Raw genomic sequence first — 12184 nt, 5'->3', positions numbered from 1 at the left:
AGGCTCTCGAACGGGAGTGTCCCTCTAGCCTTGATACGCAGCTCAGGGCGCTATCCCTCAGCGCCCGCCCAATCGCTCCAGCAACTTCGATCGCGCGCGATAGAGGCGGGTTTCTACCGCCTTTTCGCTGATCGACAACACTGCCGCGGTTTCAGCCTGGCTCAACCCCTCGATCGTGCGCAGCACCAAGGATTCCTTCAATGCGGTCGGCAAGCCCGCAATGGCGCGCGTCACGCGGTCGAGTTCCTGTCGGTCGCCCGTCGCGTCGTCGATCGCCACCTGGTCGTCTGCAATGGCTTCGGCTTCCGGGCCGATCGGTGCGGCGAACGCCAGAAAGCGCCGCACGGTGCGCTTGCGCCCCCAATCGCGGCACTTGTTGATCGCGATCGTCGATAGCCACGCGCGCATCGATCGATCGCCGTCGTAGCGGGGCAGGGCCTGATGCGCCGCGACGAAGGTCTCCTGCAGAAGGTCCAGCGCCTCGTCGGCCTCGCCGACGCACGCGCGCACCATGCGGAAGATTGACTGCCGATGGCGGCGCATGATCTCGGCGAAGGCGGCTTCGCGCCCGGCGATGCTGAGGGTCGCCAGCTCGCCGTCCGTAAGCGTGGTCCAGTCGAGGCTCACGCGCCGAACCTCAACGTGCGTCGTCGGTGAGCGCCTTCACCACGGCCTGATCGAACTGGCCGGTCTGATTGGGCCGCAAGAGCTGGCGCATGGCGAAGATGTGCGCCAGCGTCGCTTTCTGGAGCTCGCCCATGACGGCGTGGCTCTGGTCGACCGCTGCGGCGACGCGCGGCCCGTTGCCATGCTCGGCCTCGATCGCTTCAGCGAGCCGGGCATTGTTCGCCCGCAATTCCAGCTCGAATGCGCGCCGCTGCACGGCGAAACGCTGCTCCAGCACTTCAAGTCGCGCTTCCTGGTTGGCGTCCAGCGCCAGCTTATGATGCAGCACGTCGTGCAGCTCCGAGCCGGGCTGGGCACGTGGCGGAAGTAGCGCCCGCCCCACGAACACACCGATGATCGCGGCGATGAAGCACGCGACAATGCCAAGCAGAAGGCGGATGCGGCCGCTCATTGCACGCCGACGAGCAGCGTGGAGGGCGCGAGCGGCGACACCGGCCCCAAGGGCGATAGCGAAGCCGCGCTGGCTTCCTTCGCGGGCACACCGGCACCGAAGATGCCCATGACGAGCGCCGCAGCGATCGTCATTGCCCCAACGCCTAAGCCGGCGCGCGCCGCTGGACGTGCGGCGACCCGCGCCAGCACGCGATCTTCCATGCCATCAAGGCTCGCGGGCACGGGTGCTTGCGCCAGCCTCATCAATACTGCGTCGAGGTCCATGTCGTTCACTCCACCCCTCTAGCATGGATTACGCAAGCGACGCGCCCATCCCTCAAATCCATCCGTGAGGGGTGGTCGATCGGGGCGCGTAATGAAGGACAGGAACCCTCCTGTCGAAAGGCCCCCTATGCGCCGCCTATCCGTTCTGACTGCTGCTGCCGCTCTCGTCATGTTCGCCGGAACGGCGAACGCCCATCCTAAGCTGGTGTCGGCATCGCCGGCCGCCAATGCGACGGTCGCGAAGCCCGCTCGTATCGAACTTCATTTCAGCGAGAAGCTGATGCCAGCCTTCTCCAAGGCCGATCTCACGATGGCAGCGATGCCCGGCATGGCAGCCATGAAGATGGCCAGCGCCTCCGCGCTCTCGTCCGATGGCCGGACCCTCGTCATCACCCCGAAATCGCCGCTCCCATCGGGTCGGTATAGCGTCGCGTGGAATGTCGTCTCGACCGACACCCACAAGGTCGCAGGAACCTACGTCTTCGCGGTGAAGTGAGGCGATGGGGGACTGGTCGCTTATCGGCGTCCGCTTCGCGCTCTACGTGACGCTGGCTGCGCTGTTCGGCCTTGCCGCATTCAGCCTTTATGGGCTGCGGGCGCGCGAGCGCGGCGACGCGCTCGCGCTGCGTCCCTGGTTCATCGCCAGCGCTGGCCTGAGCCTGTTGTTTTCAGGCGCCTGGGTCGTGCTGATGGCCTCCTCAATGGCCGGAACGCCGGCCTGGCCGATCGACCGTGAAGCAGTCGGCGCGCTGCTCACCGGCTCTGCGATCGGAGCAGCATGGAAGCTGCGCATGGTCATGGTGGCCCTCGCGGCGCTGGCAGCGCTGGTCGCGGGCGGGCGCGGCATCTGGCTGAGCATCGTCGCGCTCTGCTCGGCCGTGGCACTCGCAACGCTGGCGTGGACCGGACACGGCGCGATGGACGAAGCCGTGATGGGCTGGGTCCACCTCATCGTCGACATTCTCCATCTGATCGCCTCGGGCGCTTGGGTTGGCGCACTACTGGGGCTGCTCCTGCTCGTCTCCCGACCCGCGGCGCGCGTAGACGCGGCGCATCTGGGGCTGACGCACCGCGCGCTGCACGGGTTCGGCGCGATCGGGACGGTTGTGGTCGGCACGATCCTCGTCACCGGCCTGGTCAACGGCTGGATGCTGGTCGGGATCGGCAACCTCGCCACGCTTCCTGCGACGCTCTATGGTCAGCTCCTGATCGCAAAGCTGGCGCTGTTCGTCGCCATGCTAGGGCTCGCCTCGCTCAACCGCTTCCGGCTCACGCCGGCATTCGAGCGGTCGATCGCAGCGGACGATCACAAGGGCGCCCTCGGCGCGCTGCGGACAAGTCTGGCGATCGAAACCGCCTGTGTCATCGCGGTTCTCGGGCTGATCGCCTGGCTCGGGACGCTCGCGCCGCCTGCATCGGCGATGTGATGCGCGGCCGGGGAGCCCTCGCGGTCCCCGGCCGTTCACGGGGCCGCGCCTGATGGATCAGTCGATCCTGCTCGACGAGACGGGGAGGATGCTGGCCGTGGCCGGCCTGATCTGCGTGGTGCTGCTCGTGCCGATGATGATCGTCGGGCTGATAATCAGCATCATCCAGGCGGCGACGTCGATTAGCGAACAGACGCTGAGCTTCGTGCCTAAGCTGATCGCGCTAGGCGTATGTTTGGTGATTTTCGGGAGCGCAGCGACCGAGCTCCTGACCAAGTTCACGGCCGAGCTGTTCGCTGTGATCGCGAGCATGGGCCGTTGATATGCAGATAGCTGCGCGGGCGGGCGACCGCCCGCGCAAGCCCCGCTATGCCGCCATCCGATCGCAGGAATCGGCGCACTTCCGGCACGCTGCCACGCAATCCTCCATGCCGCCCAGGGCCTCGCAGCTCGCTGCGCAAGCCCGGCAGATCTCGGCACACTCGCGGCAGATATGCTGATGGTGGGCGGACTTGCGCGCCATGAAGTCGATCGCAACCGCGCAAATTTGCGCGCAGTCGGCCATGATCTTCATATGCTCGGGCGCGGCGTGCTGGCCGCCCATTTCGAGGCAATGGTTCATCGCCATGTGAAGACAGGTCACATGGCATTCGTGGCAGGCGTCCATGCACGCCTTCATGCCGGGGTCGATCTGGTGCATCGCATTATCTCCGTATGAGCCCCCGCCTGTTCCTAGATACGCGCGCCGCGCGATCACCCCTTGCCGCGATCTCCGTCGTTCGCGGCAAGTTACATGGCCCACCGACCGAACAGCGTCGCAACGATGATGCCCGCGCCAAGCATGATGAGCGTCAACACTGTCATCGCGGCGATCTGAGGTCCGGTCACGCGCGCGCCGGCCGCCATGCCGCTCATCCCTGCCATTGCGTCGTGTCCCATGTCCGGCATCGGCGTGGCCGATTGCCGGTCCGCGCCGACTTCGTGTCCGCCATGCCCCAGCGCGCGCACCGTGCCCATGCCGTGCTTCAAGCGCACGCCAACCAGCCAAAGGTTGATCGGATAGGCGACTGCGAACCCGACGAGTGTCGCCAGCGACATGACGCCCCAAAAGCGGAGCGAGCTGGCGTGCATCGCGGCCATGTCGCGGCTCATCAACACCACCATCGTCGGGATCATGCCGGCCATGACGGCATTCATCGACAGCCATTCGGGGATGAACGACATGCGAAGCGCGCCCCAATAGGAACCGCCCGCCATGTCGCGCATGAAAAGCGCCTGGAAAATCAGCAGTCCGAACGCGAAGCCGAACACATATTCCGCGATCACGTCCTGCCACATCGGCAGGCCGAGCGCCGTGGTGATCGCGGCTGCGGCGATGACGCCGGTTGCATCGCCCGCCATGCAATGGATGGCCGAGCCGAACGCCTGCTTCCAGAGCGGTCGAACGAAATCCTCGTGCCGCTCGTTCGCCGGCTCCTGGCAGGACAGGACATAGGCCGCGGCCATGATCGGGCCACCATAGAGCGTGACCAACAGCCACCCCCATTTCATCACGCGCAGCTCGGGGTTGCGGGTGAAGGCATCCCACGCGACGTAAGCGACCGAAAGGGCGGTCAGCACGAACCACCCGATCAGCACGGCGTCGAGCCAGGGGGCCGGGGATGGCATCGTCACGGCAGCACTCCTCTACATGCTAGAGGATACGCGGCTCTCCGGATCATCCCTTGCGCGGAGCGGGCTAGGCGAGCTTGCTGGAAACGGCCTTGATCGCTTTCAGTCCCGATCCGAACCGCGCGATGGCCTCCCGGTTCTTCTCCAGCTCGCCATAGGGCAGGTAGGATATGTCGAGGTCGGCTACGCGGCTGAACGCGGGCCGCTGCAACTGCGCGCGAACGTCCGTCTCGCGCGCGTCGGGCGCGACAAGGAACAGCCCCGCGGTCGCGTGAAGGTCGCCACCGCTCAAGGCCAGGTCGAGCATCCTGACGATGCCCGAATAGATCGAGGTCGAATGCTCCACCTCGAACGCCGCGGCGACATGATCGCCGGCCTTCTCAAGCCACAGCACGTCGATCAGCCGGATCGAGTCAGCGCCCTTCGACGTCGCGATCGTGTCGGGCAGGCGCTCAAGGCATCCTGCGCCCAAGGGTGATCCGTCGAAGGCGCGGCTGCGGTCGTTCGCGGCGATCCATACGTCATAGCCGAGCGCCAACCCTAGATCGCGAAGCCATGCCTGGATTTCGGTATGGGTGCGCTCGTTCTCGCCCTCGCGCTGAGCGGCCTTGCTGAGCGTGCGCGCTTCCTCGCGCGCCGCCTCAAGCCGCTGCCCCCAGCTCGCCAGCGTCGCGCCGCTCACGTCGAGGGGCGGAGCCGGATAGCGATCGGAGCCGATGTCGAACAACAGACCGCCGATCGCGCCTAAATCATTCGATAGCAGCTCGCGGAAGCGGTCGTTGAGATCGAGGATGCCGGTCCGCATCGCCAGAAAATGCTCCCAGCTCCCGAGCTTCACATTCGCCCCCGTCAGCGCGTTGTAGCCCTTAACGATTGCGGTGTTGAAGGGCGGCACCAGCGTCGGGTGAAGGAAGTAGAGGAGGTTGGCGACCGCCGGACCCAGCCCCTTGATCTTCAAACGGTCGATCGCGTGGATATGGCTGATGATCTCCTCGGCCGTGTCGCAACAGGAACAGGCGTCGAGCAAGCGGCCGAACGCGCGCTGATTGTCGGGGCTCTCGTAAATGTCGGGGATGCGGAGCTTCGGCTTCCAGAGGAACGCATGGTCCGCGCCCTTGAAGATTTGCCGCTGCTCGGCGACGGAATGGACGACGGTTTCGAGCGACGATCCGCGGTAGGCGACGCCGAACGTGCCGCGCTCGATCTCGCCGACAACCTGGGTGATGCCGCGCCGGATTGATCGGAAGTTCTTCAACCGCTCGTCCCAAAGAAACCAGCTCCGATAGGTCGCGCCCTGATCGTCACGCCAGCGGGCAATTAAGCGGCGCACCAGGCCGTCATGGTCGGTGCCAGTAGAAAGACTGTCGATCTGCGCTGCCATATGTCCCCGATTGCCCCCGGCCCGCGTTTGGCGAGCTAGTAATAGACCTAAGCTGCGGCCCTTATGGCGTCGAGGGTGTAGAGCTGGCCCCCGCAATATGAGGGCAACGCCGCTCCCGCGCGTAGATTCAACATACACGCCAGCGGTGCCGACAGGGCCTTGACCCTAACACGGTGTCATACCCTACATGCTCTCGGGTCGAAGGAGTCTTGCCATGAACGACCCTCATTACCATTCCCAAGCCGGGCGTTGCGGCTGTTCGAAGCCTGCGCCTGAATCGGTCTCCACGCCCTCATCCTGTTGCGGGGGCGGCTCGGCCGCTCCCGCAAAGATCGAGCACGAACATCATCACACCGAAGCGGGCGGCTGCTGCTCGGGCAGTAAGGACAACGATGCCGCAGCAGCAGTGATCGACGCGGTGTGCGGCATGACGGTCGATCCCGCAAAAACGACACACCATGCCGAGCACGCTGGTCATGCCTATCATTTCTGTAGCGCAGGGTGCCGGAGCAAGTTTGTCGCCAATCCTGACGCCTATCTGAGCGATAAGCCGAAACCGGAGCCGATGGCGACGCCGGGGGCGATGTGGACGTGCCCGATGCACCCGCAAATTCGCCAGGAAGGGCCGGGAACTTGCCCAATCTGCGGCATGGCGCTCGAACCCGAAGAACCGTCGCTCGACGATACTCCCAACCCTGAGCTGGTCGACTTCACGCGCCGACTGTGGGTGGCGGGCGCGCTCACGATCCCGCTGCTCGTCGTCTCGATGTTCGCGGAAATGTTAGGCCTGCATGTGGTTAGCCCTGCGGCCTCGCCTTGGGTCCAGCTCGCACTCACCGCGCCGATCGTGCTGTGGGCGGGCTGGCCGTTTTTCGAGCGGGGGTGGACATCGCTTCGTACCCGCCATCTCAATATGTTCACACTGATCGCGATCGGCGTAGGTGCCGCCTTCCTCTATAGCGTGGTCGCGACGCTCGCGCCGGGCATCTTCCCAGCGACCTTCCGCACGCATGGGAGCATGGTTCCCGTCTATTACGAGGCGGCCGGCGTCGTGGTGACACTGGTGCTGCTCGGGCAAGTGCTCGAACTGCGCGCTAGGGCGGCGACAGGGCGCGCGATCCGCGCTCTCATGGATCTCGCCCCCAAGACGGCGCGACGCTTGCAGCCTGACGGTTCTGAAGAAGAAGTCGGGCTTGCCGACGTGGCAACCGGTGACCGGCTGCGGGTCCGCCCCGGTGAAGCCATCCCGGTCGATGGCGTCGTGGTCGAGGGTCGTTCGTCGGTCGACGAAGCCATGCTCACCGGCGAACCCGCGCCGGTCCTCAAGGAAGTCGAGGCGATCGTTACCGGGGGCACCGTCAACGGGACGGGCAGCCTGGTGATGGAAGCCCGCGCGGTTGGTTCGGACACGATGCTCGCGCGTATCGTCCGCATGGTCGCGGAAGCGCAGCGAAGCCGCGCCCCGATACAGGCGGTCGCCGATCGGGTTTCAGGATGGTTCGTGCCGCTCGTCGTGCTGATCTCGATTGCGACCTTCATCACTTGGTCGCTGGTCGGCCCTGAGCCGCGCATGGGCCATGCCCTGCTTAACGCCATCGCAGTGCTGGTGATCGCCTGCCCGTGCGCGCTCGGGCTCGCCACGCCCATGTCGATCATGGTCGGCACGGGACGCGGCGCTCAGGCCGGCGTGCTGGTGAAGAACGCGGAAGCCTTACAGGGGCTGGAAAAGGTCGATACCCTTGTCATCGACAAGACGGGTACGCTCACGGAAGGCAAGCCCAAGCTGATCGCGGTCGAGACGGTCAGCGCGGTCGGAGAGAACGACATGCTCGCGCTTGCCGCGGCCGTCGAAGGCCAATCCGAACATCCGCTCGCGCACGCAATCGTCGTTGCCGCCAAAGAACGAGGATTGCAGCTCGGCACAGTCGCGGACTTTGCCTCGCAAACCGGGCTGGGTGTCAGCGCCACGGTGGGCGGCCGCTCGGTCGTGATTGGCAATGCGGTGCAAATGAGCCGGATCGGCGCTGATCTCAAGCCGGTCGACGCCGCGGCCGATCGTCACCGTGGCGAAGGCGCGGGCATCATCCTCGTCGCGATCGACGGGGCGCTCGCCGGTCTGCTCGCAGTCGCCGATCCGGTGCGCGCATCGGCGCGCGACGCTATTGCCGCGCTTCGCAAGGAGGGCCTGCGGGTCGTCATGCTCACCGGCGACAATCGTGGGACGGCCGATGCTGTCGCGCGCGCCGTGGGCGGTCTTGATGACGTGCGCGCCGATCTGCTGCCGGAAGACAAGGCGCGTATCATCGGCGAGCTGAAAGCGAGCGGCGCAAGGGTCGCAATGGCGGGCGATGGGATCAACGACGCCCCGGCGCTCGCCGCCGCGGATGTCGGCTTGGCGATGGGAACGGGAACAGACGTGGCGATCGAAAGCGCCGGCATGACGCTCACGCGCGGCGATCTCTCGGCGATCGTGCGCGCCCGCAAGCTCGCTCGCGCGACGATGCGAAATATCCGCCAAAACCTGTTCTTCTCGTTCTTGTTCAACGGAATCGGCGTGCCGGTTGCGGCCGGCGTGCTTTACCCGGTTGCCGGTATCCTGCTGTCGCCGATGCTGGCCGGTGCAGCGATGGCGCTCTCGTCCTTCACCGTGGTCCTGAACGCACTGCGGCTCAACGCGGTAAAGCTGTGAACATCGGAGCGGCGTCGGACGCCAGCGGCGTCTCCCAACGCATGATCCGCCACTATGAAAAGATTGGTTTGGTGCCCGCGCCGCCACGGCGCGGGAACTACCGGGACTACGCCGACGCTGACGTTCATCGGCTGCGATTTATCGCCAACGCGCGCGACCTGGGGTTCCCGATCGAGGAAATCCGCACGCTGCTGGGGCTGTGGTCGGATCGCGATCGGTCGAGCGCGGAAGTGAAGACGCTGGCGGAAGCCCGCGCTGCCGAACTGGGCCGCAAGGTCCGCGTCTTGGACGCCATGCGCCGCTCGCTTACCGGGCTCGCCCAAGCCTGTCATGGCGATGATCGGCCTGATTGTCCGATCATCGAACGCTTGGCTGAATAACTTGCGCGGCTAACTTTTACTCCACTTGAGCGTGATCGTGCGTCGCACCGTTTCACGCGTTTCGCGCTGCGGCTTTGCCGCACCCCTCGATCGCCGCGCGGTTGGCCGTCACGATCCTGTCGGCCCCGACGATGGCGCGGAACGCGGTGGGACTGGCGCTCTGGATCATACGCTGCCCGGCTTCCCAGCGGGGCAAGTCGAGCGTCCGCGCCGCCATGCGCTCGGGCCATTGCCAGCTCGCCGGTGCGATCTCGCGCGCGACCAGGCCCGGCACGATCGCCCATGCGAGGATGCCGGCCGCCACCCCACCCAGGGCAAACCATAGCTGCCGATTCTTCTGGTCGGCGCGTGTCCATGCGGACCCGGCGATGGCGCGAAGATCGGCCATGATGCGGGCCTTGTCCTCGCCCGCCTTGGCGAGCGCCGCCTGATCCTCGCGCCGGGCGGCGCTGCCCGCCGCGGCGATGCGCTGCGCCATCTGCTCCGGCGTCATCGCCAGCGCCGGGGCCGCTTTCAGGAATTGGCCGATGCGCGCGACGTTCTCGCCTGCCGTGTTCACGTTCTGCTGGAGCACGCCAAGCGTCTCGGTATGGTCGGGTATGTCGATCGCCGCGCTCGGCCGCCAAGCCCTCCACGGCGCAGCGCCAGCTCGCCGCGCATGGCCTCGAACGCCTCGGCCGCGCCTGCTCCGCCCTGATCGTCCTCGTTCGTCACCTGTCGTGAGCCTGCAACCCGTGATATTCCTCCGAGTTAATCAAAGGAGACCCAACAATCACCGGACCGGTCATGCCTAAGACACCACACACGAAAGGCCCGGACGAAACCCTTTCTCTCCTCGCCGATCCCTATCGGTTCATCTCCAGGCAGTGCCAGCGCCTAGGCGCAAACGCTTTTGAATCCCGTTTCCTGCTGAAAAAGACCAACTGCCTTAAGGGGGCCAAGGCCGCCGAAATCTTCTACGATACGACCCGCTTCGAGCGCGAAGGTGCCATGCCGGTCGCTATTCAGAAGACACTGCTGGGCCAAGGCGGCGTTCAGGGTCTGGACGGCGAGACCCATCGGCACCGCAAGCAGATGTTCATGGGCCTGATGACACCAGAGCGCGTGCGGGCGCTGGCGCAATTGTTCGAGGCCGAGTGGCGCAGGGCGGTGCCGGGCTGGACGCGCAAAGGAGAGATCGTCTTCTATGACGAGTTGCATGAGCCGCTGACGCGAGCGGTATGCGCTTGGGCGGGAGTTCCTCTTCCGGACGATGAAGCCGGCAACCGCGCGGGCGAGCTGCGGGCGCTGTTCGACGCCGCCGGCTCGGCGAGCCCAAGGCATCTTTGGTCACGGCTGGCCCGTCGTCGCGTCGACGCATGGGCGAAGCGGATCATTGAAGGCATTCGGGCCGGGAGCATCGGCTCGGGCTCGGGGACCGCGGCTTACGCGATAGCCTGGCATCGCGACCGGCACGACGATCTTCTTTCGCCGCACGTCGCAGCGGTCGAACTGGTAAATGTCCTTCGCCCGACCGTCGCGATCGCAGTGTACATCACCTTCGTCGCCCACGCGCTGCAAACCTGTTCAGGGATCAGGGCGGCCTTGGTTCAGCAGCCGGACTATGCCGAGCTCTTCGTCCAAGAGGTCCGCCGATTCTATCCCTTCTTTCCCGCTGTGGTGGCGCGCGCGAGCCAAGATTTCGAGTGGGAGGGGATGGCCTTTCCGGAAGGGCGTCAAGTGGTGCTAGACCTTTATGGGAGCAATCACGACGCAGCGACCTGGGCCGACCCCCAGGAGTTTCGCCCTGAGCGTTTCAGGGCTTGGGACGAAGACTCCTTCACCTTCATTCCGCAGGGCGGCGGCGATCACTATCTCGGCCATCGCTGTCCCGGCGAATGGATCGTCCTCGCGATCATGAAGGTGGCGGCACACCTCCTCGTCAACGCGATGCGCTATGACGTACCGGACCAAGACCTGAGCATCGATTTCGCCAGGCTGCCAGCGCTTCCGAAAAGCGGCTTCGTGATGCGCAACGTCCACATAGGTGGCTAGGGCCGCGTGCCGTGGTGATGGTGATCGGCTCCGTTATCGACCGTTTGCGCGAGTACGGAGTGCGATGCGACATCTACGCAGTCGAATGTTGGTTCAGCAAGTCGATCACGGCGCACCTCGCCGCCCCGTCGCCTTCGCAACGGTCGATGGTCGCAGCCAGCAGGCTTTCTAGTTGCGCCAGATCCTCCATCTTAGCGCGCACACGCTCTAGATGGTGAGCCGCGATCTCGCGGACCTCACTGCATGACGCCTGCGCAGAACCGCCAAGAGACAGGATCGCGCGCACCTCGGCCGGGGAGAAGCCGAGTTCGCGCGCGCGACGGACGAACCCAAGTGCGCGGACGTGACCGGTCCCATATACCCGCCGCCCGCCGCTTGTGCGGGGTGGCGTTGCGAGAACACCAACGCGCTCGAAGTACCGGATCGTCTCGATATTCACGCCAGTCCGGCGAGACAGCTCGCCGATCGTGATGCTTTCCTCAACGCGCATATATTGCTTGCTCCTGTAGTCACTACAGGATGCATAACGGGCTAACCCGCTAGAGGCGATAGATGAACCAAGAGACCATCCCGCGTGAACCCCTAGGCGCACCAACGTCACGACGTCGCGCCGACACGGGGCTATCCGCCCTCGGCGCGCTTGCGAGCTTAGCCGCTGTTCTAGCTGCGGCGTCATGCTGCGTCCTGCCCCTCGCACTCGCGGCGCTCGGCCTGGGGGCGGGCCTGTCCAGCAACTTCGCCGCGCTGATACCACTACGGTGGCCGCTAACGGCGACCTCCCTCATCGGCTTGGCTGCTGGGTGGTGGGCCTACGCGCAGCGGCGGAGGTCCTGTGCTGGGGACCGGTCCTGCACAATGCCGCTGCCCTCGCGCGCGACACCTATCCTGCTCGCGATTGGAACGGTTCTGACGCTTATCGCGTTCGCCTGGGACCTCCTAGAAGCGCCGCTGATGAACGCGCTTTCCTGATGCAGCTCACCTCAACCCTGACCTGTCCCAAATGCGGCGGGGTGGCCACCGAAAGGATGCCCACCAACGCCTGCCAATTCTTCTATGATTGCCGGCATTGCGCGGTGGTGCTGCGGCCCCTGGCTGGCGACTGCTGCGTGTTCTGCTCATTTGGCGATGTCCCATGCCCTCCGATCCAGGAAGCGAAAGCAAACGGGACTGTGGCGGGCTGCTGCGGGTGAGGCGATAGCTTCACGTTTCTTCGTGAACTGGGGTCCTGCTCGCCAAGGTCGCGCAAGCGAAATTGCCT

General features: G+C 65.5%; 16 protein-coding genes. 8 read left to right on the top strand and 8 right to left on the bottom strand.

Annotated elements, in window-relative coordinates; translation table 11 throughout:
• Window positions 1–57 precede the first annotated feature (57 nt).
• Genes COA17_RS16220 through COA17_RS16210 form a run of 3 tightly spaced genes read right to left on the bottom strand, consistent with a single transcriptional unit; the run spans window position 58 to window position 1344 of the window.
• On the bottom strand, window positions 58–627 hold the full coding sequence (locus COA17_RS16220) for an RNA polymerase sigma factor (protein WP_018251214.1): 570 nt from the start codon (window positions 625–627) through the stop codon (window positions 58–60).
• 10 nt (window positions 628–637) lie between these two features.
• On the bottom strand, window positions 638–1078 hold the full coding sequence (locus COA17_RS16215) for a periplasmic heavy metal sensor (RefSeq protein WP_017980786.1): 441 nt from the start codon (window positions 1076–1078) through the stop codon (window positions 638–640).
• On the bottom strand, window positions 1075–1344 hold the full coding sequence (locus COA17_RS16210; RefSeq protein WP_020486670.1) for a hypothetical protein: 270 nt from the start codon (window positions 1342–1344) through the stop codon (window positions 1075–1077). The genes COA17_RS16215 and COA17_RS16210 overlap by 4 nt, the downstream gene beginning before the upstream one ends.
• A 127-nt stretch (window positions 1345–1471) precedes the next feature.
• Between COA17_RS16210 and copC the strand changes: the two genes are divergently transcribed.
• Genes copC through COA17_RS16195 form a run of 3 tightly spaced genes read left to right on the top strand, consistent with a single transcriptional unit; the run spans window position 1472 to window position 3093 of the window.
• Window positions 1472–1840: a copper homeostasis periplasmic binding protein CopC gene (gene copC / locus COA17_RS16205; protein ID WP_020486671.1), complete on the top strand. Its 369-nt coding sequence runs from the start codon at window positions 1472–1474 to the stop codon at window positions 1838–1840.
• A 4-nt stretch (window positions 1841–1844) separates the two neighbouring features.
• Window positions 1845–2771, top strand: coding sequence for a copper homeostasis membrane protein CopD (gene copD / locus COA17_RS16200; protein WP_017980789.1), 927 nt, complete (start codon window positions 1845–1847; stop codon window positions 2769–2771).
• A 52-nt stretch (window positions 2772–2823) separates the two neighbouring features.
• On the top strand, window positions 2824–3093 hold the full coding sequence (locus tag COA17_RS16195; RefSeq protein WP_017980790.1) for a flagellar biosynthetic protein FliQ: 270 nt from the start codon (window positions 2824–2826) through the stop codon (window positions 3091–3093).
• A gap of 45 nt (window positions 3094–3138) precedes the next feature.
• Here COA17_RS16195 and COA17_RS16190 read toward each other — a convergent pair whose 3' ends face one another.
• From COA17_RS16190 to COA17_RS16180, 3 genes are all read right to left on the bottom strand, one after another.
• Window positions 3139–3471, bottom strand: a complete 333-nt coding sequence (locus tag COA17_RS16190; protein WP_017980791.1) for a four-helix bundle copper-binding protein — start codon at window positions 3469–3471, stop codon at window positions 3139–3141.
• 89 nt (window positions 3472–3560) lie between these two features.
• Window positions 3561–4439: a DUF4396 domain-containing protein gene (locus tag COA17_RS16185; protein WP_017980792.1), complete on the bottom strand. Its 879-nt coding sequence runs from the start codon at window positions 4437–4439 to the stop codon at window positions 3561–3563.
• 70 nt (window positions 4440–4509) lie between these two features.
• Window positions 4510–5823: a hypothetical protein gene (locus COA17_RS16180; protein WP_017980793.1), complete on the bottom strand. Its 1314-nt coding sequence runs from the start codon at window positions 5821–5823 to the stop codon at window positions 4510–4512.
• A 331-nt stretch (window positions 5824–6154) separates the two neighbouring features.
• Between COA17_RS16180 and COA17_RS16175 the strand changes: the two genes are divergently transcribed.
• Together COA17_RS16175 and cueR are read left to right on the top strand one after the other, a co-directional pair.
• On the top strand, window positions 6155–8512 hold the full coding sequence (locus COA17_RS16175) for a heavy metal translocating P-type ATPase (protein WP_371262954.1): 2358 nt from the start codon (window positions 6155–6157) through the stop codon (window positions 8510–8512).
• Window positions 8509–8892: a Cu(I)-responsive transcriptional regulator gene (gene cueR, locus COA17_RS16170; RefSeq protein WP_017980795.1), complete on the top strand. Its 384-nt coding sequence runs from the start codon at window positions 8509–8511 to the stop codon at window positions 8890–8892. Before COA17_RS16175 ends, cueR begins: the two co-directional genes overlap by 4 nt.
• A gap of 52 nt (window positions 8893–8944) precedes the next feature.
• Here cueR and COA17_RS16165 read toward each other — a convergent pair whose 3' ends face one another.
• Window positions 8945–9466 (bottom strand): DUF6118 family protein, encoded by a 522-nt coding sequence (locus tag COA17_RS16165; RefSeq protein ID WP_017980796.1) that lies wholly within the window; start codon window positions 9464–9466, stop codon window positions 8945–8947.
• 212 nt (window positions 9467–9678) lie between these two features.
• Between COA17_RS16165 and COA17_RS16160 the strand changes: the two genes are divergently transcribed.
• Entirely contained in the window at window positions 9679–10926 is a 1248-nt protein-coding gene (locus COA17_RS16160; RefSeq protein ID WP_096613824.1) for a cytochrome P450, read from the top strand.
• 73 nt (window positions 10927–10999) lie between these two features.
• On the opposite strand, the gene COA17_RS16155 is transcribed toward COA17_RS16160, so the two are convergent.
• A complete protein-coding gene (locus tag COA17_RS16155; protein ID WP_017980798.1) occupies window positions 11000–11416 on the bottom strand; it encodes a MerR family transcriptional regulator in 417 nt (138 codons plus the stop codon).
• A gap of 62 nt (window positions 11417–11478) precedes the next feature.
• Here COA17_RS16155 and COA17_RS16150 point away from each other — a divergent pair, with 62 nt between their 5' ends.
• Together COA17_RS16150 and COA17_RS20100 are read left to right on the top strand one after the other, a co-directional pair.
• Entirely contained in the window at window positions 11479–11895 is a 417-nt protein-coding gene (locus tag COA17_RS16150; protein ID WP_017980799.1) for a mercuric transporter MerT family protein, read from the top strand.
• Window positions 11895–12116, top strand: a complete 222-nt coding sequence (locus COA17_RS20100) for a GDCCVxC domain-containing (seleno)protein (RefSeq protein WP_081609171.1) — start codon at window positions 11895–11897, stop codon at window positions 12114–12116. Before COA17_RS16150 ends, COA17_RS20100 begins: the two co-directional genes overlap by 1 nt.
• Window positions 12117–12184 lie beyond the last annotated feature (68 nt).

This window comes from Sphingomonas ginsenosidimutans (genome assembly GCF_002374835.1).
Lineage (GTDB): Bacteria > Pseudomonadota > Alphaproteobacteria > Sphingomonadales > Sphingomonadaceae > Sphingomonas > Sphingomonas ginsenosidimutans.
Note: the sequence above shows the minus strand (reverse complement) of the source record. Positions and strands in the feature narration are given on the sequence as shown.